Genomic DNA, 21353 nt, shown 5'->3' with positions numbered 1-21353 from the left:
CTGCTGCAAGGACGGCAGTTGGCCGAATGACCGCTTTCGGTCCCGGCGCGAGCAGCCTTGAGCGGCGAGTTTGGGTCGACGGTGGAACATCCACTTCGGGACGAAGGACCAAAGTCTGGTCGCCAGCCCAAACGCCCCTCGTGAATGGGTACCAAGCGTCAGGTTTCGCCTACGAGGTCCGTCGACGGGGTCGGCGCCCAGCAACTTCGAGCGGACGAGCCGCCCGTTCGAACCCAGTCCAGGGATCGCGCTGTAATGCGGACAGGCGCCCCAGCAGGCTTGTAACGTCGAAGCGCGCCCCGGAGCCGAGCGACGGAAGTTCGTTCCAATCGATGGGAACGGATACGGGCGCCCCGGGGCGCGCCCGGGTGGAGAAGGCCGCGACGGCGGTCGCTCCTTGCTGGTTGCGCAGGTAGTCCACGTAAATCCGTCCCTCCCTGGCCTTCCTCGACACGGTCGCAACGAAGCTGTCGGGGACGTCCTTCGCCATCTCGGATGCGATGCGCTTCGCGAAGGCCTTGGCCTCGTCCCAGCCGACCTTCGGCTCGATCGGCACGATGACGTGCAGCCCCTTGCCGCCGGTGGTCTTCACGAAGCTGGCGAGGCCCGAAGCCGACATCCGCTCGCGCACCTCCAGCGCGCCGGCAACGAGATCGTCCCACGCGACGCCGTCGCCCGGATCCAGGTCGAACACCAGCCGGTCCGGCCGATTCGGGTCCGAGACCGTCGCCCCCCATGGATGGATCTCCAGCACGCTCGACTGGACGAGGGCGCGAAGGCCATCCCGATCCCGGATCACCACGGTGTTCTCCCCGTCCACGGACCGGATATGGCGGTCGTCGAGGCCGGCCCAGGCGTGTTTCTGGTAGAAGCAGGATCCGAGGCCATCCGGGCACCGGAGAAGCGACAGCGGCCGGTCGACGACGTGCGGCAGGATTCGGTCGGCAACCTCTTCGTAATACTCGGCGAGACCCTCCTTGGTCAGGCCGACGTCGGGCCAGAGCACGCGATCCGGATGCGTCAGCGGCGTGGCCTTCACCGGCGGCTTCCGCATACGAGGCTTCGCGGCCGCGGCCCCCTTCTCCCGTACGACCTCCTCAGGCCGCACGTCGCTCCGGAGGGTCTTGAAGGATGCGTGCCGAAGCTGGCCGTCGCCCGTCCACCCGCGGAACGTGACCTCGCAGACGAGCCGGGGCTCGACCCAGCGGGCGTTGCGGCGCGCCGGCGGCGGCAGCTCGGCCGCGAAGGGCGCCGCCGGGATGCGCAGCGGTTCCAGCTGCGTCCAGAGATCCCGCGCAACCGCGTCGCGGAAGCCGGTGCCGACCCGCCCGACGTGGACGAGGGTGCCGTCCTCGTGCGTCCCGAGGATCAACGACCCGACGGACCTGGACGCGGTGGTCGACGGCATGTAGCCGGCGACGACGAACTCCTTCGACAAGCTGCATTTGATCTTGCGCCAGGCATCGGTCCGGCCCGAGCGGTGGGGCGCGTCAGCGCGCTTGGCGACGATGCCTTCCAGTCCGAGCCTGCAGGCGTGGCGCGCCATGGCCTCGCCATCGGCGGCGAGATGCTCGCTGAACCGGATGGGGCCGCCCGGCGGGGCGTCGTCGAGGACCTGCAGCAGCAGGTCCTTGCGTTCGGTCAGGGGCAGGGCACGCAGATCCCTGCCGTCGAGGTAGAGCAGATCGAAGGCGCAGACGACCGCCGATCCCGTATCGCCGGCGGCGAGCGCCTGTTGCAGGGCGGAGAAGCTGGAGACTCCGCTCTCCGTCTCGACGACGATTTCGGCGTCGATCAGGGCCGAGGGCAGCTTCATACCCTTCAGGGCCTGGGCCGCGGCTTCGAACTTCGCGGTCCAGTCGAGGCCCGAGCGCGTCAGAAGCTTCACCGAGCCGCCGTCGATGCGGGCCTGCATGCGGTAGCCATCGTGCTTGATCTCGTACAGCCAGCCGTCGCCGGTGGGTACGTCGTCGACGAGGGTCGCGAGCGCGGGTTCGACGAAGGGCGGCAGGATCGCCTGGCGGGCCCCCTTGGAGCGGCTCGCGGGCGGCTTCGTCCTCCGCTCGGCGGCGACCTCGGCGCGGGCCGCATGATCGGCTCTGACGACCCCGCCCTCGGCGAGATCCCGGTTGGTCCGGCCCGACAGGACCGAGGCCTCGTGCTCGACGAGGATGTCGCCGTCGCGGCGGGCGTGCTCGTCGTCGGCCTTCACCAGCAACCAGGGCTGCTTCTTCTCGCCGCCGCGGCCCTTCATGCGCACGAGATGCCATCGGCCCACGAGCCTTTCGCCGTGCAGGGCGAATTCGAGGTGCCCCTTCGCCAGTCCAACGGACGGATCACCCATGGGCTCCCAGGAACCGGTGTCCCAGACGATCATGGTCCCACCGCCATACTGGCCCTTCGGGATCGCGCCCTCCCAGGCCAGATAGTCGACCGGGTGATCCTCCGTCTGGACCGCGAGCCGCTTCTCGGCGGGCGACAGGCTCGGTCCGCGCGTCACCGCCCAGCTCTTGAGCACCCCGTCCATCTCGAGCCGCAGGTCGTAGTGCAGGCGCCGCGCGTCGTGCTTCTGGACGACGAACCGCGCCTTCGCCGCCTTGCGGCCGCGCTTGCCCTTGGGCTCGGGCGAGGCCTCGAAATCCCGCTTGTCCCGATAGGATCTGAGCAGCTCGGTCATCGTCCTGTGAGAACCGGAACGGCCCGTTCGGGTTCCTGGGCCGACTCCTTCGGCAGGGCCATCTACAATAATGGGCAGGTTATCCACAGCTGCGCCTGTGGAGGAACGAGTCGAGTTGGACTCTCGTTGAACCGTCAAGCTCCCGACCTTCGCGGCGCGAAGGCATCGGCGGCCGGAAATACTTCGACAGACACAGGAGACGGACGTGGCAGCCCGCGCCAACTGGAAAGGTCATCTTCGACTTTCACTCGTCTCCTGTGCGGTCGGACTGTATCCGGCAGTCAGCTCGTCGAGGGAGCTGAAGTGCCATACGATCAACCGCGAGACCGGCAACCGTCTCAAGCAGCTGATGGTCGATTCCGTGACCGGCGACACCGTGGATCGCGACGATCAGGTTAAGGGATGCGAGATCGCCAAGGACGACCTCGTGCCGATCGAGGACGACGAACTCAGCGAGATCGCCCTGGAGAGCACGCACACGATCAACATCGAGGCGTTCTGCAGGCGCGCGGAGGTCGATGAGCGCTACCTGGACAAGCCGTACTACCTGGCGGCCGAGGACAAGGTCTCGCGCGAGGCCTTCGCCGTGATCCGGGATGCGATGAGGAAGAAAGGCATGGCCGGGCTCGGCCGCATCGTCATCTACAAGCGCGAGCGGGTGGTCCTGCTCGAACCGTACGGCAAGGGCCTGCTCGCGACGCTGCTGCGATACGAGGACGAGGTCCGCTCGCCGACGGCCTACTTCGAGGACATGCCCGACGGCGATCCCACGGCCGAGATGCGGGCGCTCGCCGAGGAGCTGATCGCGCGCTCCACCCGAAAGTTCGATCCGTCGAAGTTCGAGGACCGCTACGAGGAGGCGCTGATCGCCCTGGTGAAGGGCAAGGCACCGAAGCCGGCGAAGGGCAAGGGCAAAGGCAAGGCGAAGGCCGGTGCGCCGAACTCCGGTAACGTCGTGAACCTGATGGAGGCCCTTAAGCGCAGCATCAGGTCCGAGAATGGGGAGGGATCAGCGAAGGTGCAGCCGCGGAAGACCAAGGCGAAGGCCTCGACGCCTTCAAGGAAGCGCATTTCGGGCAAGGCTTTGGCCGGCAAAACCCGGAAGGCCGCTTGACCCGGCGTGTGACCGACCTCGCCGGTCGACGCTCTTGACCGACAATCCGACTCTCCGGCGGCCGCTTTCGCTGCGGTTGCTAACCCGATGCGCGAACCATGAAGCGATCGATCTGGATTCGACAGTTGTTCCGGTCGGTTGGCGTATGGCGGCCGTCCTTCCATTCGGTTCGCGGCGATGCGTTCACGGAGACTGGCGGCACGTTGCGCAATCGCGGCCGCGATACAGTGGCGACAGGGCTTTCCCGGTCCAAGGGCATCGCAGCTGCCGGAAAACCGGCAGGGCGAACCAGGCATGGCTCCCAGAGCCCTTCGACGTGATTCCGACCAGATCCTAACATCCTCCGACCCCGGACATCAGCAGGCCGATGCCGTTTGGGAGGCCGTATGGTGCCGACGGCCGATCGCCTGTGCGCTTGCACCCCGGGCAATGGAATCTTTGAACAGAATTCTCTGATTGGCCTGCCATCGGTTCCGAAACTCGGACGTTGCCTCGCCGGGCGATGCGCATCTCTGGCTTGCATCAAAGGATTTCGGGGCCGGCCTTCGAACGGGGCCACGGGGTATGAAATGACGGGTGGGTCAGTGAGGTCTCGAATGGTCGGAAGCCTGTCATCGCATGGCGATACACGAGGGTCGGCACGGGACGCGATGAAGGCCGCCCTCGCCAAGTTCAACAAAGAGAAACCCATCCTGATCGTCAGCCATTTCGATGCGGACGGTCTGACCGCGGCCGCCATACTGGTCCGAGCCCTCCGGCAAGCGGGATGGGAGGCGGTATCGGTCGTTGTCGGTAAGGGGGAGTCACCGTGGGACCCCCAGGTCGCCGACCGGCTGGGCGAGCACGAGCCCGGCGGACTGATCCTGGCCGACCTCGGCACCCGAGCCGACCCCGTGCTGTCGGGCTGCCCGACACTCGTCATCGACCACCACGTCCCGACCGGCGAACCGAGGGACGCGATCACGATCAGCGGGAACGGCCTCGCCCCTGAGCCGACCACCGCCCTGCTTGCCTGGTGGGCCGTTGGCGCCATGGGGGACCAGGCCGACCTGCTATGGCTGGCGGCGGTGGGCCTGATCGGCGACATGGCCGAGGGTCTCGACTTCCCGGAGATCGCCGAGGCCCAGGCTCGTTGGGGCAAGACGGCCCTTCGCGATGCCACGTCGCTCGTCAACGCCCCCCGCCGAACCGCGGCGGCCGACGCAGGGCCGGCGTTACGACTTCTGCTGGCATCGGACGGCCCAAAACGCATCACCAAGGGCGACGATGCCGATGCGTTAGCCTTGCACGCGGCCAAGACCGAGGTCCGGGCGGCCATGGACACGGCCAAGCGCGTGCCGCCCGCCATCGGCGGCGACGTCGCGCTGATATCGCTCGACTCCCCGTGCCAGATCCATCCCCTGATCGCCCAGCAATGGCGGGGGCGCCTGAAGGACAAGATCGTGATCGCCGCGAACGCGGGCTATCGCCCCAGCTGGGTGCATTTCGCCGCTCGGTCGGCCAGCGGGCGCGATCTCATCGCCTTCCTCGCCGAGCATCGTCCGGCCAACGCCGACGGGCGCTACGGCAACGGCCACGCCCAGGCGACAGGCGGGGCGCTGCGCAACGCCGACTGGAACGACTTCATCCAGGGACTCGGGTTTCCCCAGGCACAGGTGCAGGCATGACCGGCAATGATCGTCCCTTGCGGCTGGGCTTTCCCGTCAAGGTGATGGGGCGGCCAGACCTAAAGTCGCAGGACACCCGGCGCTGGCAGAAGGATCCGCACCTCAGGTGCTCCCTCGAACTGCTGGACCACGTCCTGGACTACCTCAAGTCCAAGAACCTCGACATGTACCGGATGTCGTCGGACATCGCGCCTTATGCGACCCACCCGGACATGCCCCGGTTTCACAACATGGTGGCGGAGAGCGATGCCGAGCTGCGGGCGTTCGGCGCAAAGGCCCGAGCCTACGACATCCGGCTGTCGTTCCATCCCTCGCAGTACGTGCTGCTGAACGCTCCGAACCCCGAGCTCACGAAGAAGAGCATCTGGGATCTCTCCAGCCAAGCCGAGATGCTGGACCGGATGGAGCTGGACGACGAGGCGGTGATGATCACCCATGTCGGTGGCGTCTACGACGACCACGAGGCGAGCCGGGCGCGTTGGGTCGACGGCTGGAACCTCTGCCCGGAGCACGTGAAGCGCCGTCTGGTGCTGGAGAATGATGACCTGCGCTTCTCGGCGGCGGACGTGCTCTGGATCCACGAGCGTACCGAGGTGCGGTTGATCTTCGACTACCAGCATTTCTGGTGCCTCAATCCCGAGCGGCTGGACATGCGCGAGACCTTCGAGCGCTTCCTTGCGACGTGGCCCGCTGGCGTCCGCCCGAAAATGCATTTCTCCTCGCCGCGCACCGAGTTGCGCGAGATCAAGCAAAAGATCACCCCCAAGCAACGAGAGGCGGCCAAGGCCGGAAAAGCCAGGGGTAAGTCGAAGGAGGTGTTGAAGGCGCCGATCAAGGCGACGGCACGGGTGAAGACGGTGTTGCGGCCCCCGGTCTGGACGGGTCACGCCGACTTCACCAACCCCTTCGAGTTCGCGACGTTCATGCGGATGGCCGAGGGATTGGTTTTCGACGTGATGCTGGAAGGGAAATCCAAGGACCTCAGCCTCCTGCGTCTTCGCCCCGATTTGCTGCGCTTCGCACCCGATGTCGCCGCCCGGTTTGGGATCACCCCGCAGGCAGCGACGGACGACGAGGAGCAGCTGGAGGAAGGCGTCGACGCCGACGATGAGGCGGATGTCGACGAGGGGCACGCTGAAGCCGCGGAATGACCCCGGAAATCCCGGGACGCCACCTCAAAGGTGCGCACTTCACGACAAGACGACCCTGCTGCGACGGCCCGCCATACCGCCGGTCGCGCGTGCGCCATCGCCAACTTGCCGACCTGGCTCGTGTAGCGCGGCGTCCGCATCTCAAACTTCGTGCTCCATGTCCGTTTCCTCACGAGTCTAGCCCGGGCGGGGACGACGCTGCCGCGGCCGAAGCGGGCGTTGCAGGCGTCGATCGCCGCCATTAGCGGCCGGGAGCGCTCGCGGTCGAGTTGGCCGATCGATGCGCGAACAGGAGAGGGTCTTGCGCGGTATCGAGAACGCGTGGCGCTGGGGTCCCATGCCAGAGGTCAAGCTCCGTCGGCAGCGGAAGGCCTTGGTACGGCGCAAGGCTGGAAGAGCTGTGTGGAGATCGGCCGGAGCTAGGACGCCGTGACTTGCAAACCGGACACTAGATAGTTTAAATTTACTATCATCAATAATCGCGGCCTATCTAAATGGCGCCCGCGTCGCGCCAAGGAGCTCCATGAAACCTGTGAAGAGATTCCCTTTCGGATACCTCTCAGCTCTCGATGCGTCTAATCAAGGGGATGCTGTCGGCACTCATATCACGAAGGTGCTACCGCTTGTCAGTCACTTCGACAGCGTTGGAACGGAGATTACCTCCGACCCTCGTTCGCCACCTGAGGATTGGTCAAAACTAATCGATCGGGTTCGTCAGGCGGCCCAGCATGCTCGTGATATTGAGGCGCAGGCTCAGGAACAGGAATTGCGCGTTCAGGCATTGCTCGACCGTGTCCGGCAGGATGTCCGGGATGCCGCTGAGCGTGTCCGAGCTGCCGAGGCACGCTCTGCCGATATCCAGAGCCGTGCCGACGCGTTGCTAAAGGCTGCCGACGAAAAACTGCTGGCGGCCGAGGAGCGTGCGCGTATCTCCGAGGAGTGGCTGGCGCGGGTCCAGGAAACTATCGTGGCAGAATTTTCAGAGAAGCCAGCCTTAAGACACGTTATCTGATGTCGGCCTTCAAAATGACCACAGGCAAGATAGAGACGAATGATAGTTTTTGTATAAATCTCTTAATTTGATGAAGCGTTCATTCGCCGCCATGGCGCTCGCGCGGCTGATCTATTAATTCGAACGTAATGGCGGCCTGTACCTTCTCGAGCCAACCTTCGGCGCTTTCAGCGCGCCTCTCGGCAGCTTCTGCCCTTTCTTCAGCTTCTAGAATTCTTGCATTTGCCATCTCGCAGAGACGGAGTGCGCCGTCCAGCTCAACGAGCGCCATATAGGCGACACGCTCTGCCTCGGTGGATTTCTCCTGTAAAACCCTGACCTCATGGTCCAGGTTCCTGATTTGCGTGGCGTAGTCCAGGCGTTCCTGCTTGATGCGAGCGAGCAGCAGGCACGCATCGGAATGGATCTTGTTGCGCCAAAGCTCGAAACTGGTAATTTCTGTCTCGGCCTGCGCAATCAGTTCAAGGACGACACCCGGGTTGACCTTGGCAAAATGCAACGGTGTAGCAAGGCTCGACGAGCCCACCGGAGCATGATCGGCGGAAGTAGCCGCAAACGAGGACGTCGGGTCCGACCTGAACACTGCACCGAGTCCGTTTCAGTCAGAGGGTTCGCCATTGAGGGACGCGGCTTTCTGTGCGGCCCTCGATCCGAAAGCCGTGATTGCCGCGTCGTGAAGCCGGACGAGCCACGCCTCAGCTTCGTGGGCCCGGCTTTCGGCCAGACGCGCGCGCTCCTCGGCACGAGAAAGCTTCTGCTCCGTGAGCGAGATCTGCTGATTCAGACGGCGCATCTCCTCCGATGCCTGGGTGGTGACATGCGTAAGCTGGGCTTCCAATTCCGCAGCTCGCTGCTCACCGATGCGGATCGCTTCGCTTGCCTCTTCGATGAGATCGACGGCGGCCGACCACTCCCTCAGGGGCGGCCCTCCTGCATTCTCCGGGTTTGCCGACATTGCTCCAGACCCACCTTCCGATGAGGGGAGGAAGCTGACGACCTTTTCTCCAGGCTTCGTCGCGTTCGATTGCCATGCACGAAGCATCATCGACTGACCCGTAGAGAACGGCATGTCTTTGGAGGCGGGATCGCTCATCCTAAACCTTGTTCCGCAATGAATATTTGATCGTTAATTTTGAACGGCTGCGTTGAACGGCCGGACGTTGCTGACGGGCTCCGACGTTGGCTCGGCACCAACCGGAGACGCATCCTCTTCCCCGGCCCGCCATCCTCGGCCCGAGCGTTTGAGGACTTCGTACTGCTTCTGAAGCGATACACGCGTTTCCCGGGCGATGTCCAAGGCGCCTTGGACCAGAGCGCGCTCCGAGCGCTCGTTCTGCAAGTCCTCCGTCAACCGCCGGTTTGCCAACTCGAACTCGGCGCGCGCCGCTTCCTGACGATGGGTCATCTGCTCGATGCGCTCGACGAGGGCAGCGTTGCGAATGCCGGCTTGCTCGACCGCCGCCTCTCGGGCCGCCAGGGCCTTGCCGAGCATGTCGCAGCGCGATTCGAGTTCACCGCGCAACCGCTGCATGTCGAGGAACCGTTCGGTCTGACGCGCCAGATCGGTCTGAAGGGAGTCCAAGCGCCTCTCCGCAGTGGTACGCGCGATGCTAGCCTCTTTGAAATTGCGATCCGCGATCCTGTGCGCCTCATCCTTCTCACGGAGTTGGTTGCGTGCCTGGCCGAGCAGCTGCTCGTTCGATTCCGCTCGATTGGTCGCGGCTTCGAGCTTCATGGCCAATCCGGAGCGCTCGGTCCGCAAGAAGCTGAGGTCCGTCTCGTGTTGAGCCTCGTTCCTTTCTCGCGCGGCGACCTCGCTCGCGAGCTGGCTCTCGGCCGCCCGCAAGCGATGGCGCTCCACGTCGGCCAGAGCCTCCAAGCTTCGATGGCGGCTCTCCAGTTCCGAGAGCTGGACGGCCTGCTCCTCGTTGAGCGTCGTCATGCGGCGGTTGTCCGCATCGAGGACACCAAGGCTCTCGCGGGCGCCGAGCAGCTCATGCTCCGATCGTGCGAGCGCGCTGTCGGCGGCCTGTGCTTCCAGCCGCAGGGCTTTGTTCTCGCCGCTCAAAGCCTTCACCTGTTCGGCTTCAGCGAAGAGTTGTCGCTCCATGTTTTCGATGGAGAGCGCTTTGTCGCGGATCTCGATACGCTGGTCGGCGATCGTAGCGTCGGCGGCGCGCAACTGGTTCTCAGATCGATCGGCTCGCGCGAGGGCATCGGAGAGCTCGGTGGCCAGACCGGCCGACCGGGTGAGAAGCTCCGCGACTTCGAGCCTGATCGTTCGGCTCGATTGGAATTCCTGCGCAAGCGACGTCTCGAGTTCGGCGATGCGCATGCTTGCGCGAGGCAGCTCATCGCTAATACTGATGATCGGCTCGAGAATGGAGGAGAAATCTTCCTCCAATGTCCTCAAGTCCTCCAGGCGATCCATCATCGCATTGATGCGCTGCCTTACGACCTCATCGCGCTGGCCGATCGAGTCGAGAGACAATGGCTTCTCTGCGCGCGCGGCGCTCGTCCGTTTCATTGCGCTATCGAACGCATCGAGGTTCGCTTTGGGCAGGGCGATGTCAGGCTTGGGCTGTCTCGATACCTCATCGACCGGCGCATCCTTCAGCGACGAGCCAGACGACGGCGAGGCCAGCACGTTCCGAAAAGATGACCATGCCATCGCGAAGACGATCCTATACGCATTAAATGCCTATTATAGGCATAAGTAGATTTATATCACGCAAATCTATCAAAGGCGAATCCCAAATGCGGCGGGGACATTCGGATCGACATCGAGCGTTGTTTTTTGATTCAAGCTCGTTCAAGCGTCCAGTTTCGGCGTCTAGTCGAATGCGCGCAGAAATTTTCGGATGAGAATGCGTCCTCTCATGGATGGGTTGTTCGTTTTTTTCCTATAAGGAACGTTGAAGGCTTTCCGATGTACAGTGGGCGATCGCGCTGACATCTGCGGCGGCGGCGCCCACGTCGCGCGATGACGATCTCGGCCACAAGGGAGCTGCCGTTGATGGTGAGCAGGCGCCGGCCGTCAGCCGTCCCAAGCGACGCAGAGCCCCCGTCGAGGTCACCGGGGGGCGGCCGGCGGAACGGACGCCCGCAAGCGGATGCCACGGGCGCCGGCGGCGGCCCTCGAAACGGACCGATCCACTTAAGCCCGCCTTGTGGCAAACCCGACACAGCAAGGCGAAGGCTTCTGCCTCTATGTTTCGGTTCTGTGAATGCCTTCAAGGGGCGCTCAGTACCAAGCCATCCTAAGCATAGCGACTTCACGCAGGCCGGCTGGAGCGAGCCGTCGAGAACGCTTTGCTGCAGTGGATGGCGGTCGCCTTCGACTAAGTTGACAACGCCGACGACGCGAACGCCCGCGACATCAGCGATAGCCAATGCGTTAAGCTTCTGTTAACCATTGCAAACGATCTGTTAACTGACCAGGCTGGCGTGGTCCGAGCCTAAGCAAATAGTGAGATAGTCCAATGGACCCGGCGAAGAAGTTCTCTTGGGAAAGCCTCTCGCCGCTGGACGTCCCGGTCGGCGAACCGGGGTCCGACGCTCAGCTCTCGAAGGTGTTGCGGTTGGTCGGCCCCCTCGATGACATCGGCGGCGGCCAGCCGCCGACGCGCCGGTCGTCGCCGCAGGACTGGTCGCTGCTGATCGACCGCGTTCGGCATGCGGCGACCCATGCGCGCGAGGTCGAGGCCCAGGCGCAGGAACAAGAGCAGCGGGTCCAGGAGCTGCTGGAACGCGCCCGCGAGGATCTCAAGCTGGCCGCTGAACGGGTTCGCGCCGCCGAAGCGCGAACCGCCGACATCCAGAGCCGCGCCGACGTGTTGCTCAATGCCGCCGACGAGCGTGTGAAGGCGGCGGAGGAGCGCGCGCGCATTGCGGAAGAGTGGCTGTCGCGGGTCTACGACACGATCGCGAACGAGTTCAGTGTCGAAGCGTCTGCGAAGCGGACCGCCTGATGTCGATCAACGCTCAGCGCCGGACCGTCGATGCGCGCCAGGACGGAGACGAGGCCGAACCCAGCGATGCTGCACGCAGCAGCACGAAATGGGCTGCCGACGTGACGTCGGGCAAGAAGGTCGTGCCCCTTTTCGCCGAGCCCAGCATGCCGGGTTCGCAGGAGACGTTCGCCGAGCCGACATTCGTCGATTGGCCCGCCGCGCTCGACCTAATCCGAGATGTTGGAGCGCGTGTACGCCGGGCACGCGATTTTGCTCAGGAAGTCTCGCTTCGCTCCCAGTCGATCATCCGACGGAGCGTGAAGCAGACCGAGGATGCCGAGCGGCGTGCGCAAGCTGCGGAGGCGGCAGCCAAGGCTGCGACACTGCGAGCCGACAAGGCCGACGAACTCGCCCGTCTGTCGGAAGCCCGAGCCAAGCTCGCGGAGAAGCAAGCCGAGGAGGCCAGAGCCGGCGAAGCTGAAGCCCAGCTATGGCTGCGTCGCGTCCACGCCTGCCTCAAGGACGAACTGGGCGATATCGTCGTTGACCTTGCCTAGCAACGCTGTGGCTGCGACGTGATGATCCCGCCTCGGCCGGGCCCAGCGGGGCCTAGCCGGGGAAGAACGAGGCAATGGGGTCTCATCCTTTGGAAGTTGGATCGCGCTGCACCCCGGCGTTGCGCAAGACCGCCGAGAGGACGATGCCGAGGCTCAGCCCGATCCTCCCCTTCGTGCGCTACGCTGCCTCAAGAGAACCTGAGACCACCGCGCCGCCGAGCTATGCCGTCGCGGCATCAAGCGTAGGAGAGGTGTGCTCGATCTCACGAAATGGGCTCGGGCGGCGATCAGGCGGCGGGTCGTCGAGCAGCTCCACGTGCCAGGCACGATGACCGCCATCGGCCGAGACCTCCCGGACCACATTGCCGACGATCACGCCGTCGAGGACGAGATCGTAGCTGCCAACCGCGAGGCGGTCGAGGTTGCACACTTCGGCATAGGGCGTTGCTCAGGTGCGCGACGGCAAGCCCGTGCGCCCGTCCCCGCCCTCGACGCCGATCGCGGCGCGGCACGTCCGGCCATACTGGTTCGGCTGCCGGGTGCCGACCGCCTGCTGATGACCGCACGTCTGGGTCAGGCGGAGATACACGTCGTAGAGGTCGGCGTGCTCGCCGAACCGCTGCCGGAGGCGAGCCAGGTCGTAGGTGCCGCGCCGCTTGCACGGCGGGCACTCGACGACGAGTCGGCGCCCGCGCAAGTCACACAGGCGCTCCATCAGCCGGCCACCGCGATCGGCAGCTCGCCGACCTGGGTGGTATAACGCGGCGTGCGCATCCCGAACTTCGTGCTCCAGGACCGCCTCTCCACGAGGCCTGCGCGGGCGGGGACGACGCTGCCGCGGCCGAAGCGGGCGTTGCAGGCGTCGATCGCCGCCATCAGCGGCCCGGAGCGCGCGCGGTCGAGCTGCCCGATCAGGGCGCGCGGGCTGGCGTCGAGCCGCATCAGGTCGGTGGTCACGATCCCGGCCTTGCTGAACCGCCACGGCCGGTCGCCGGGCTCGCGCCAAGTCCTCGCCACGCCGAGGCGGGCGGCTTTGATGAGCGCCAGCGTGTCGTTCGTGGCCTCCGGCAACGTCACCGTGGTCGAGACCGAGCGCATCGGTGCGCCCCGGTCGTGCTCGCTCGTATGGTAGAACACCGAGACGTGGTTCGTGCCGAGCCCTTGGCGCCGGAGCTTCTCGCCGAGCCGCGTGGCGTGCGCCGAGACCGCCTGCTCCAGCGTGGCCCGGTCCTCGATCCGGGTCGAGAACGAGCGGGTCACCGCGCAGCCCTTGCGCTGGGCCGGCAGCGCGCCGAGCGGCAGGCAGGACAGGCCGCGCAGCTCGTGGATGATGCGCTCGCCCACCACCGTCAGCGCCTTGCGCACCGGGCGGGGGTCGAGGTCGGCGAGATCGGCTACGCTGTCGACGCCCATGGCCTCGAGCTTGGCGAGCGAGGCGCGGCCGATGCCCCAGACCTCGCCGGCCGGGATGCGGCAGAGCCAGTGGTCGTACTCGGCCGGGTCGGTGAGGTCGCAGACGCCGTCGAGCGGCGCGATGCGCTTGGCGATGTGGTTGGCGAGCTTGGCCAGCGTCTTCGTCGGGCCGATGCCGACGCAGGTCGGGATGCCGGTCCAGGCGCGCACCGTGGCGCGCAGGTCGCGGGCCAGCGCGACGCGGCGATCGGCCCGCACGTCCGAGAGGTCGAGGAAGCTCTCGTCGATCGAGTAGATCTCCACCATGGAGGAGAAGTCGCGGTAGACCGCGTTCGCCCGGGCGCTCATGTCGCCATAGAGGGTGTAGTTCGACGAGAATACCCGCACGCCCTTCACCCGACACATCTCCCGGATCTTGAACCAGGGCTCGCCCATGCGGATGCCGAGCGCCTTGGCCTCGGCCGTCCTGGCGATGGCGCATCCGTCATTGTTGGACAGCACGATCACCGGAACGCCGGAAAGCTTCGGGTCGAACACGCGCTCGCACGAGCAGTAGAAGCTGTTGCCGTCGATGAGCGCGATGGCGCGGCCGCCGCCGATCCGGTCGTGCAGGCGCGGGTCCGGGCCGCTCACGACAGCCGCCCACGGGCGAGGTGCCAGCGGATCGAGAAGCGCAACACGCCCCAGATCTCGACCTCGCCGAACTCGTCGACGGCGAACGCCGGCATCTCGGGGTTGTCGAAGTCGAGACGCGCCCGGTTGCCGGCCATCCGGTAGCGCTTGCACGAGAGCTGCCCGTCGACCACCGCGACGACGACGGAGCCGTCCTCCGCCCGGAGGCTGCGGTCGATGCAGGCGAGGTCTCGGTCGTGGATGCCGGCGCCGCGCATGCTCTCGCCGCGGATCTGCATCAGGAAGGTCGCCGGCGGGTTCGGCACGAGCCAGCGCGGCAGCTCGAGCGCGCCTTCGAGGAAGTCGTCGGCGGGCGACGGAAAGCCGGCGCAGAGCGCCTGCCCGATGACCGGCACGCGGACGGCGTCCATGCTGCCGAGGGTCAGTTCATCGACCGCGTAGGGGCTCACGCCGCGTCGCTCGCCGGCGCCGCGGCCACGCCAGCTCGGACGTAGCCGTACGAGATCAGCCGGTCGCGTTGCTCGGTCCGGCGCTCGGCCTCCGCAAGGTCGGACAGCGCGTCCTCGATCGCCCGGACCAGCGCGGCCCAGGCGTCGCCGCATGCGACCAGCCGGTAGGCCCATGCGATCGCCTCGGCCTCGGTTGAACGGATCTCCACAGGCGGTTCGTAGGGTTGGGGGTGCATCGGTGCTCCAAGTTGTTCAAGAACATACAAGGAACAGACAGTAAGCGGATCGACGGTTCAACCATGGCGATCACAGCCGGGCGCGAAGCGGTGGGATGCTGTGGAGGGCGGGGTAGAAGGCCAATGCCGACACCGCTTTACCGCTTCCACTGCACGGACGGGCACGACCTCATCGCCGATCGGCTGGGCAAGCGGCTGCCGACCTGGGCGCTGATGCGCGCGCATGCGGCGCGGGTCGCGCTGGACTTGATGCTCGGCGGCGCGACGCGGGATTGGTCGGCCTGGACGGTCGAGATCTACGATGCGGCGGGCCGGCACGTTCTCTCGAAGCCGTTCACGGACGTGCTCGACAATCGACCGCCGAGACAAGGCTGAGAGGACGCACCATCGGCGCGGAGACGACGTTCGCGATGCAGACCTTCATCATCGAGCGGAAGCGCCTGGTGCCCGGCGACCGCGAGGTGGCGCCGACAGAGAACGGCGCGGTAAAGAAGGCCGAGGCGATGTCCGGCATCACGGCACTGAAGATCGTCGCCGACGCTGAGACCGGCGAGCTGGAGAGCGCGACGATCCTTGGCCAGTTCGGCGAGGTGCCGGACGATTTTGCGGAGAGCTTGCAGGGCAGTTGAGGTGTGAGCCGACCCTGCCCGGCCGCCTGATCCCGGGCGGCGCAAGTGTGTCTTCAGTCCGTCAGGACGGCGATCAGGGAGAAGGAACTCGCGAGCACGAAGGTGCCGGCGACAAGGGACGCGATCAACAACATGGGATGCCTCAAGCGCCACACAGCGCCATTCTCAACGTGCAACGCTTCGCTCAGTTGCCTGCGCGCACGGGAGGGCTGCCTTGCAAGACAATGCTGTTGAAGACTTCGAGCCTTCACACGGGAGCAGACGGTTCAGCCCCGCCCCGATCGGTTCACGGGACGGGGGAACCCTGCATCTCACCAGCGAGGCCGATACGCAACGTGGCCCGGGTGTAGGATGGCAGGACTCGGTTAGAAGCACATCACCGCGACGGATGCCGCGGTGTGCCGGAACGGGGCGCTGAGCGGCCTCAGGCCGTCCCGGCGACCTTCTGCCCGCGTGCCTTCGGAGCCGCCCCGGACGCCCCTGCGGCCTTGGGCTTCCGACCACGGGTCTTGGGCGCCTCGGAGACTGTCTCGTCGGCCGCGGCAGCCTTGGGAGCTGCTTTACGCCTCTGCTGGCCAAGGCCAAGCGAGCGCGCCAGCTCGGACCGCTGAGCGGAATAGCTTGCGGCGGTCGACGGATAGTCCGACGGCAGACCGTAGCGTGCACGGTACTGCTCCAACGTCAGACCGGCCACGGTCAGGTGACGCTTCAGCGTCTTGTAGGGCTTGCCGTCGAGGAAGGAGATCAGCGCGTCCGGCGTGATCGACTTACGGATCTGTGCCGCGGTCGGCTTCTCGGGGCCGGCAGGTTCAGCAGCCGCCCCATTGCTGAGACCGGACAAAGCCGCATGCACGCTGGCGATCACATTGTGCAACTCCGACACCGGCACGTTGTTGTTCGACACGTAAGCCGCAACGAGGTCGGCGGCGAGTTCGATGAAGTTATTGGGTTGAGCTTCGAGTTTTTCGTCCACGACGATCCCTTCCATCAAGAGGATCCACCGCTCCACCCGATGAGGTAGATCGTCAAGGCATACGCATAGGAAACGCACCTCCGCTCTACGAAATTCCGGTCGAACTCACTGTCATATTCGAGCCGAGCGCATCGGCGGGGGGACTATGTCGTGCCAAAGGAACTCCCGTCGCTTGAGCGTTATGCATCTCCTCATTTGGGTGCCATCCCAACCCGATTACGGATCGCGCACCCGACGGTGGAGCCAACCGCGACACCATCAGGCTCTAAGACCAAGCTTTGAACGCCAAAGCCAAGCGAAGCCCTAAGAAACACTCCGATACATTTTCGTGTGTCGTAGGACACGCTGTCGCGAGAACTATCGCAAGGTCTAGCAGTTGCTCCTTTATAACAGGCCGATTCTGATGGGTCGGCTATGGAGTTCACGGAATGAAGAAAATTGCTTTTGCGTCAACGGCTCTGATTGCAGCCTTGGCTTTCACGCCGGTGACCGCTGATGCCCGCGGCTTCGGCGGTGGCGGTGGCGGCTTCCACGGCGGTGGCGGCGGTTTCCGTGGCGGCTTCGGCGGCGGCGGCGGCGGCTTTCGCGGCGGTATAGGCACACCCCGCGGCGGTTTTGTCGGACGTGGATTTGCCGGCCGCGGCTTCGCGGGTGGCTACGGTCGCGGCGGATATGGTCGGGGACTTGGCTACGGTCTGGCGGGCGTCGGTCTTGGCCTGGGCGTCGGCTACGGCTTAGGCGGCTACTACGGAAACTGCGGTTACGGTGGCACGTACGGGTACGGCGCCTATGGGTATGGCCCAGGCTCGTGCGGCGGGTACTACGGCTACGGGTACTGAACAGCAGCCGCAGGCTTGCGCATGATAATGAGCCCCGGACCGCAGACGCGGCCGGGGCTTTTTTAATGCGCATCGGCCCCGGCTGACCCCATTTTCCGGATGAAGTCTTTCTCCACGGCTGCACCTTGAGTGACGCCGCACTGCCGCGGAGCGTGGTGAAAGCAGCTGGGACCGCCCCGATGGGGCGCCGGGCTGCCTTCTCCTGGAAACCTTATCCGTCGATCATGCGTACAGGTCACGGCAGGATCGCACGATCTTGTGCGAGTCATGCCTTGATTTGGACGAGAGATCGGTAGATCTCACGCCAGTAGCGTACATACAGGATAATCGAAGTGACGCAAGAAAACCTGGGGTTAAACCCTGACATACTCGCAATGGCGGGCGAACTGGTAGCGGCTTACGTGTCCAACAACCGCGTGCCGGCAACTGAACTTCCCGCTTTGATCCGCACCGTTCATGCGACCCTCAACGGCATCGCGAGCGTGACAGCGGCTGGTGGTGTCAGCACCCCGGACGAAGAAGTTGAGAAGCCCACCGCGGCACAGATCCGCAAGTCGATCCGGCCCGACGGGCTCGTCAGCTTCATCGACGGAAAATCATACAAGACGTTGAAGCGACACCTCACGAAGCATGGGCTCGACCCGCGCGGCTACCGGGCGAAGTTCGGACTGCCGGACGATTATCCGACGACGGCCGCCTCGTACTCGGAGGCCCGGTCTGCTCTCGCAAAAAATATTGGTTTGGGCCGGCCAGGTCGCGCAGCCGCCTGAGCAGCGTAGCTCGATGGCGCCTCGATCGGCGAACCGACGAGGCGACCTTCAAAGCTCCATGCCGCGCGCCGATATGATCCGTCGCGTGGCTTTGACCAACATTTCGTCTGAGAACGGCTTGCGCATTGTCCGACGTCAGCACCTGTGGGACAGAATGAGGGTCTTCACGAACGGAGGATGGCTGGTTCATCGTAGCCCCTGAGGAGCGAAGATGAAGCAGACATCCGGACCGGCCAAGAAGCCGGCAGAAGCGGTGATCAAGGACATCCGTCGGGCCACACGTCGGCAGTTCTCGTCCGAGGAGAAGATCCGTGTGGTGCTGGAAGGCTTGCGTGGCGAGGACAGCATCGCGGAGTTGTGCCGACGTGAGGGGATTGCCGCCTCGATGTACTACGGCTGGTCCAAGGAGTTCCTGGAGGCTGGCAAGAAGCGCCTGTCCGGTGACACGTCTCGTGCGGCCACCACGGATGAGGTGCGGGATCTCCGTCGCGAAGCGGGGGCGCTGAAGGAGGTCGTAGCTGATCTCGTCCTGGAGAACCGTTTGCTTAAAAAAAGCATGAGCGGGGCTGGGGGCGACGAGGCATGAGGTACCCGGCCCCCGAGAAGCTGGAGATCATCCGGCTGGTCGAGCAATCCCACCTGCCGGTGCGTGCCACCCTGGACAAGCTCGGCATCACGCGCTCGACGTTCTACCGCTGGTACGACGCCTACCAGCGCGGCGGCCCCGAGGCGTTGAATGACCATCCTTCGCAGCCGAGCCGGGTCTGGAACCGTCTACCTGCAGAGATCCGCGAGCAGATCGTTGCCTTGGCTCTGGAGCAGCCTGAACTCAGTCCGCGTGAGCTGGCGGTGCGCTTCACCGACGAGCGGCGCTACTTCGTCTCGGAAGCGACCGTCTACCGGTTGCTCAAGTCTCAGAACCTGATCACCAGCCCGGCCTATATCGTCATCAAGGCCGCCGACGAGTTCCGCGATAAAACCACCGCGCCCAACCAGCTTTGGCAGACGGACTTCACCTACTTGAAGGTCGTTGGCTGGGGCTGGTACTACCTGTCGACGGTCCTGGACGACTTCTCACGCTACATCGTCGCCTGGAAGCTGTGCACGACGATGCAGGCCAGCGACGTCACCGCCACGCTCGACCTGGCGCTGGGTGCGGCTGGGCTCGATCAGGCGCGGGTGATGCCGCGGCCACGCCTGCTCTCCGACAACGGTCCAAGCTACGTCGCCAGCGACCTGGCTGACTGGCTCGGCATTCGGGGCATGACCCACATCCGCGGTGCGCCATGCCATCCGCAAACGCAGGGCAAGATCGAGCGTTGGCATCAGACACTCAAGAACCGCATCCTGCTCGAACACGCGTACTTGCCCGGCGAGTTGGAGACGCAGGTTGCCGACTTCGTCGAACACTACAACCATGCCCGAGCCCATGAGAGCCTGAGCAACCTCACGCCCGCCGACGTCTACTTCGGACGCGGCGAAGGGATCCTGGCCGAGCGGGAACGCATCAAGCGCCAGACCCTGATGGATCGCCGCTTGCGCCACCACGCGCAGGCTGCCTAACCTCTTACCCCAGATGAACCAGAGCCTCCGCTCCTGAACACCGCTGAATGTCCCAAATCATCTGACGACGGACAGCCGAGCCGAGAGGCGAGCGTCAACTGCCGGAGTTTGTCCTCGGCCGAAGACATGGCCGCGGGAGGATTGAGCCAACGATCGCCCAGGTGCGCGTAGAGGGCCTCGAGCAAGGCAACCCACTCGCCCGTCGCATACCGTCGCTCGCCGAGGTCGGCGAGTTCCGCGAGGTCCGGCGGCAGCGGCCGGCGCAGATAGGCGGCGGCAACGGCGTTGAGGTCGAGCGTCCGCCCATCAGTTGCGATCGTCCAGTCCGGGTCGGCACCCGCGAGCCTCCAGCTCGATCGCGCGCTCGCAAGATCCTCCGTGTTCAAACGTGCGTAGAGTTGGCCGCGTCGCCGAAGCTCGAGCACGACGTGGTCGCTCGTGACGTCGCGCCGATTTGTGACGAGGAGGATCATGCGTCGGTTTGTTCGGCTTGCACCTCCGTAAGCGTCACCGTCAAATGGAGGGACATCGCATCGGTCCGGATGTCGGTACGTTCCATCTCGACGGCCGTGCTGGTCATGCCCACGACGGTTCCGGCGTATGCTCCGCCCATCGATTGATCGGTCTGCTCGGCCAGAACACGCGTCACGGTCTCGTCGGCTCGGCCTTCCTCCCGGCTCAGAATCAGAGGAACCGAGCCCTCCTCGGTGTTCACGACCCAGACGTCGCGATCGGAGCAATAGCGTCCGGGCAACACGCCGCTGCCGGTTCGCACCTGTGCGAACCTCAGTAGAAACGGCGTCGCTATCGGAGTGTCGTTTTCAAGCTCGCCCGGCATCGAGGCTCCGTCCCGCTTCCAAGATCGCGTGTACGATACGTGGGGCCAAACCGCACGTCGATTGTCCGCGCCAAGGAAACACGCGTCCTGCGCCTAGGCGCGGACACCGCGCGCATCCGTCGGCCGCCTCGTGATCCGAAGCGTCGTATCGCGGAGCTCAAGACGAGTGCCATGGACGATTTCGTGGTCCAGTCAGCCTACTTCTTCCCCCCTTTGGGAGGCGCGGGCCTAGGTGGCTGCGGCTTCGGCGTAGGCTTGCTGTCGCCGGTCCATCCGCCGGTGCGGGCTCCGCCACCCTTCTTCCCCGTTGTTTTATCGCCCGGCTGAGCTTGAAACGGAGCATCCATGCCTGATCCGGCCTCTACCTTCGAAAGCGCACACCCTGACACGCTGGCTCAGATCCGCAAGGAAGCCGACGCCTACCTCGGTGCGCAGCTCACTGTAACGCTGGCGGGAAACCAGAGGGCGATGACCTTCTTCGGCTTCCTTGCGGCTGCCTCTGCCGTGATCGGCAGCGCAAGCGTGACGGTCGTCACGACCAGTACCGACTTCGCGGCCTTCGGCGTGGTCGGGATCATGGTTGTCTTCGGCCTGCTGATCGCGATGTTCTGCGCCAACATGGCCGCCATGCCTGATGATTTCTACTACGTCGGCAACAGTCCCTCAAACTGGATCGAAGATATACAGGACGGTCGCCGACTTCATCGCTCACTCGCCGAGGGCGTCGCCCTCGATGTCAGAAGCATAGATCGCAATACGGATACCATTGACCGCTGCTCGAAGTTCATCAAGCGGGCAGTCTGGATCGCATGGGGCAGCTTGGCTGGCGGCGCGCTCGGAATGATCGTGGCTTATAGCCTGACGCATCCGTGAGATCCG

The 21353-nt window shown here is 65.0% G+C and carries 23 protein-coding genes and 1 pseudogene; 13 read left to right on the top strand and 11 right to left on the bottom strand.

Features of this window, described 5'->3' with window-relative positions; translation table 11 throughout:
• Positions 1–169: 169 nt before the first annotated feature.
• The gene (gene ligD / locus ACFZ8E_RS04150; RefSeq protein WP_405044322.1) at positions 170–2677 is read right to left on the bottom strand and encodes a DNA ligase D; all 2508 of its coding nucleotides are present in this window, start codon (positions 2675–2677) and stop codon (positions 170–172) included.
• A gap of 205 nt (positions 2678–2882) precedes the next feature.
• Between ligD and ACFZ8E_RS04145 the strand changes: the two genes are divergently transcribed.
• The 3 genes from ACFZ8E_RS04145 (at position 2883) to uvsE (ending at position 6609) form a co-directional block, all read left to right on the top strand.
• Positions 2883–3791, top strand: coding sequence for a Ku protein (locus ACFZ8E_RS04145; RefSeq protein WP_405042081.1), 909 nt, complete (start codon positions 2883–2885; stop codon positions 3789–3791).
• Positions 3792–4441: 650 nt separating this feature from the next.
• The gene (locus tag ACFZ8E_RS04140; RefSeq protein ID WP_405042080.1) at positions 4442–5458 is read left to right on the top strand and encodes a DHH family phosphoesterase; all 1017 of its coding nucleotides are present in this window, start codon (positions 4442–4444) and stop codon (positions 5456–5458) included.
• Positions 5455–6609, top strand: coding sequence for a UV DNA damage repair endonuclease UvsE (uvsE, locus tag ACFZ8E_RS04135; protein WP_405042079.1), 1155 nt, complete (start codon positions 5455–5457; stop codon positions 6607–6609). Before ACFZ8E_RS04140 ends, uvsE begins: the two co-directional genes overlap by 4 nt.
• A gap of 86 nt (positions 6610–6695) precedes the next feature.
• Here uvsE and ACFZ8E_RS04130 read toward each other — a convergent pair.
• Positions 6696–6896 (bottom strand): annotated as a pseudogene (locus ACFZ8E_RS04130) (DUF4113 domain-containing protein); the annotation flags it as partial.
• Between the two features lie 236 nt (positions 6897–7132).
• On the opposite strand from ACFZ8E_RS04130, the gene ACFZ8E_RS04125 reads away from it, so the two are divergent.
• Positions 7133–7621, top strand: coding sequence for a hypothetical protein (locus ACFZ8E_RS04125; RefSeq protein WP_405042078.1), 489 nt, complete (start codon positions 7133–7135; stop codon positions 7619–7621).
• A 79-nt stretch (positions 7622–7700) separates the two neighbouring features.
• On the opposite strand, the gene ACFZ8E_RS04120 is transcribed toward ACFZ8E_RS04125, so the two are convergent.
• From ACFZ8E_RS04120 to ACFZ8E_RS04110, 3 genes are all read right to left on the bottom strand, one after another.
• On the bottom strand, positions 7701–8147 hold the full coding sequence (locus ACFZ8E_RS04120; protein ID WP_147725144.1) for a hypothetical protein: 447 nt from the start codon (positions 8145–8147) through the stop codon (positions 7701–7703).
• A gap of 72 nt (positions 8148–8219) precedes the next feature.
• Positions 8220–8714, bottom strand: a complete 495-nt coding sequence (locus ACFZ8E_RS04115; protein WP_147725143.1) for a hypothetical protein — start codon at positions 8712–8714, stop codon at positions 8220–8222.
• Between the two features lie 33 nt (positions 8715–8747).
• Positions 8748–10292: a chromosome partitioning protein ParA gene (locus ACFZ8E_RS04110; protein ID WP_405042077.1), complete on the bottom strand. Its 1545-nt coding sequence runs from the start codon at positions 10290–10292 to the stop codon at positions 8748–8750.
• Between the two features lie 811 nt (positions 10293–11103).
• On the opposite strand from ACFZ8E_RS04110, the gene ACFZ8E_RS04105 reads away from it, so the two are divergent.
• The 3 genes from ACFZ8E_RS04105 to ACFZ8E_RS04095 all read left to right on the top strand — a co-directional run bounded on the left by ACFZ8E_RS04105 (position 11104) and on the right by ACFZ8E_RS04095 (position 12891).
• Positions 11104–11592: a hypothetical protein gene (locus ACFZ8E_RS04105; protein ID WP_147840948.1), complete on the top strand. Its 489-nt coding sequence runs from the start codon at positions 11104–11106 to the stop codon at positions 11590–11592.
• A complete protein-coding gene (locus ACFZ8E_RS04100; RefSeq protein ID WP_405042076.1) occupies positions 11592–12131 on the top strand; it encodes a hypothetical protein in 540 nt (179 codons plus the stop codon). Before ACFZ8E_RS04105 ends, ACFZ8E_RS04100 begins: the two co-directional genes overlap by 1 nt.
• A gap of 253 nt (positions 12132–12384) precedes the next feature.
• Positions 12385–12891 carry a hypothetical protein gene (locus tag ACFZ8E_RS04095; protein WP_405042075.1) on the top strand — a complete coding sequence of 169 codons (507 nt, stop codon included), beginning with the start codon at positions 12385–12387 and terminating at the stop codon, positions 12889–12891.
• Here ACFZ8E_RS04095 and ACFZ8E_RS04090 read toward each other — a convergent pair.
• The 3 genes from ACFZ8E_RS04090 to ACFZ8E_RS04080 are packed head-to-tail and all read right to left on the bottom strand — an operon-like array spanning position 12846 to position 14862.
• Complete coding sequence (locus ACFZ8E_RS04090) at positions 12846–14177, bottom strand: Y-family DNA polymerase (RefSeq protein WP_405042074.1); 1332 nt, start codon at positions 14175–14177, stop codon at positions 12846–12848. The genes ACFZ8E_RS04095 and ACFZ8E_RS04090 overlap by 46 nt on opposite strands.
• Positions 14174–14626: a LexA family protein gene (locus ACFZ8E_RS04085; protein WP_405042073.1), complete on the bottom strand. Its 453-nt coding sequence runs from the start codon at positions 14624–14626 to the stop codon at positions 14174–14176. The genes ACFZ8E_RS04090 and ACFZ8E_RS04085 overlap by 4 nt, the downstream gene beginning before the upstream one ends.
• Complete coding sequence (locus tag ACFZ8E_RS04080; RefSeq protein WP_147840943.1) at positions 14623–14862, bottom strand: hypothetical protein; 240 nt, start codon at positions 14860–14862, stop codon at positions 14623–14625. The genes ACFZ8E_RS04085 and ACFZ8E_RS04080 overlap by 4 nt, the downstream gene beginning before the upstream one ends.
• Positions 14863–14985: 123 nt before the next feature.
• Here ACFZ8E_RS04080 and ACFZ8E_RS04075 point away from each other — a divergent pair, with 123 nt between their 5' ends.
• Complete coding sequence (locus tag ACFZ8E_RS04075) at positions 14986–15237, top strand: DUF6894 family protein (RefSeq protein WP_405042072.1); 252 nt, start codon at positions 14986–14988, stop codon at positions 15235–15237.
• Positions 15238–15272: 35 nt separating this feature from the next.
• Positions 15273–15491, top strand: a complete 219-nt coding sequence (locus ACFZ8E_RS04070; RefSeq protein WP_405042071.1) for a hypothetical protein — start codon at positions 15273–15275, stop codon at positions 15489–15491.
• A gap of 424 nt (positions 15492–15915) precedes the next feature.
• Here the strand turns inward: ACFZ8E_RS04070 and ACFZ8E_RS04065 are convergent, their stop codons facing one another.
• On the bottom strand, positions 15916–16479 hold the full coding sequence (locus ACFZ8E_RS04065; RefSeq protein WP_405042070.1) for a MucR family transcriptional regulator: 564 nt from the start codon (positions 16477–16479) through the stop codon (positions 15916–15918).
• Positions 16480–16892: 413 nt separating this feature from the next.
• On the opposite strand from ACFZ8E_RS04065, the gene ACFZ8E_RS04060 reads away from it, so the two are divergent.
• From ACFZ8E_RS04060 to ACFZ8E_RS04050, 3 genes are all read left to right on the top strand, one after another.
• The gene (locus ACFZ8E_RS04060; protein WP_405042069.1) at positions 16893–17303 is read left to right on the top strand and encodes a hypothetical protein; all 411 of its coding nucleotides are present in this window, start codon (positions 16893–16895) and stop codon (positions 17301–17303) included.
• 374 nt (positions 17304–17677) lie between these two features.
• A complete protein-coding gene (locus ACFZ8E_RS04055) occupies positions 17678–18073 on the top strand; it encodes a MucR family transcriptional regulator (RefSeq protein ID WP_147840978.1) in 396 nt (131 codons plus the stop codon).
• A gap of 211 nt (positions 18074–18284) precedes the next feature.
• Positions 18285–19636 (top strand): IS3-like element ISMex16 family transposase gene (locus tag ACFZ8E_RS04050; protein ID WP_405041759.1). Its coding sequence is split into 2 segments (ribosomal slippage): positions 18285–18621 and positions 18621–19636, totalling 1353 coding nucleotides; the frame shifts between segments, so codons are not numbered across the junction.
• On the opposite strand, the gene ACFZ8E_RS04045 is transcribed toward ACFZ8E_RS04050, so the two are convergent.
• Positions 19633–20109 (bottom strand): hypothetical protein, encoded by a 477-nt coding sequence (locus tag ACFZ8E_RS04045; RefSeq protein WP_405042068.1) that lies wholly within the window; start codon positions 20107–20109, stop codon positions 19633–19635. The genes ACFZ8E_RS04050 and ACFZ8E_RS04045 overlap by 4 nt on opposite strands.
• Entirely contained in the window at positions 20106–20474 is a 369-nt protein-coding gene (locus tag ACFZ8E_RS04040) for a hypothetical protein (RefSeq protein ID WP_405042067.1), read from the bottom strand. Before ACFZ8E_RS04040 ends, ACFZ8E_RS04045 begins: the two co-directional genes overlap by 4 nt.
• A 345-nt stretch (positions 20475–20819) precedes the next feature.
• On the opposite strand from ACFZ8E_RS04040, the gene ACFZ8E_RS04035 reads away from it, so the two are divergent.
• Positions 20820–21347, top strand: coding sequence for a hypothetical protein (locus tag ACFZ8E_RS04035; protein ID WP_405042066.1), 528 nt, complete (start codon positions 20820–20822; stop codon positions 21345–21347).
• The last annotated feature ends 6 nt before the right edge of the window (positions 21348–21353 follow it).

Source organism: Methylobacterium sp. HMF5984 (genome assembly GCF_045033435.1).
Taxonomy (GTDB): domain Bacteria; phylum Pseudomonadota; class Alphaproteobacteria; order Rhizobiales; family Beijerinckiaceae; genus Methylobacterium.
Note: the sequence above shows the minus strand (reverse complement) of the source record. Positions and strands in the feature narration are given on the sequence as shown.

Bases quoted from the DNA above. Each gene is read 5' to 3' on its own strand.
- ACFZ8E_RS04045 (WP_405042068.1), bottom strand. From the start codon at position 20,109: ATGATCCTCCTCGTCACAAATCGGCGCGACGTCACGAGCGACCACGTC.
- ACFZ8E_RS04140 (WP_405042080.1), top strand. From the start codon at position 4,442: ATGAAGGCCGCCCTCGCCAAGTTCAACAAAGAGAAACCCATCCTGATC.
- ligD (WP_405044322.1), bottom strand. From the start codon at position 2,677: ATGACCGAGCTGCTCAGATCCTATCGGGACAAGCGGGATTTCGAGGCC.
- ACFZ8E_RS04105 (WP_147840948.1), top strand. From the start codon at position 11,104: ATGGACCCGGCGAAGAAGTTCTCTTGGGAAAGCCTCTCGCCGCTGGAC.
- ACFZ8E_RS04075 (WP_405042072.1), top strand. From the start codon at position 14,986: ATGCCGACACCGCTTTACCGCTTCCACTGCACGGACGGGCACGACCTC.
- ACFZ8E_RS04100 (WP_405042076.1), top strand. From the start codon at position 11,592: ATGTCGATCAACGCTCAGCGCCGGACCGTCGATGCGCGCCAGGACGGA.
- ACFZ8E_RS04110 (WP_405042077.1), bottom strand. From the start codon at position 10,292: ATGGCATGGTCATCTTTTCGGAACGTGCTGGCCTCGCCGTCGTCTGGC.
- uvsE (WP_405042079.1), top strand. From the start codon at position 5,455: ATGACCGGCAATGATCGTCCCTTGCGGCTGGGCTTTCCCGTCAAGGTG.
- ACFZ8E_RS04040 (WP_405042067.1), bottom strand. From the start codon at position 20,474: ATGCCGGGCGAGCTTGAAAACGACACTCCGATAGCGACGCCGTTTCTA.
- ACFZ8E_RS04125 (WP_405042078.1), top strand. From the start codon at position 7,133: ATGAAACCTGTGAAGAGATTCCCTTTCGGATACCTCTCAGCTCTCGAT.
- ACFZ8E_RS04055 (WP_147840978.1), top strand. From the start codon at position 17,678: ATGGCGGGCGAACTGGTAGCGGCTTACGTGTCCAACAACCGCGTGCCG.
- ACFZ8E_RS04035 (WP_405042066.1), top strand. From the start codon at position 20,820: ATGCCTGATCCGGCCTCTACCTTCGAAAGCGCACACCCTGACACGCTG.
- ACFZ8E_RS04060 (WP_405042069.1), top strand. From the start codon at position 16,893: ATGAAGAAAATTGCTTTTGCGTCAACGGCTCTGATTGCAGCCTTGGCT.
- ACFZ8E_RS04080 (WP_147840943.1), bottom strand. From the start codon at position 14,862: ATGCACCCCCAACCCTACGAACCGCCTGTGGAGATCCGTTCAACCGAG.
- ACFZ8E_RS04115 (WP_147725143.1), bottom strand. From the start codon at position 8,714: ATGAGCGATCCCGCCTCCAAAGACATGCCGTTCTCTACGGGTCAGTCG.
- ACFZ8E_RS04070 (WP_405042071.1), top strand. From the start codon at position 15,273: ATGCAGACCTTCATCATCGAGCGGAAGCGCCTGGTGCCCGGCGACCGC.
- ACFZ8E_RS04065 (WP_405042070.1), bottom strand. From the start codon at position 16,479: ATGGAAGGGATCGTCGTGGACGAAAAACTCGAAGCTCAACCCAATAAC.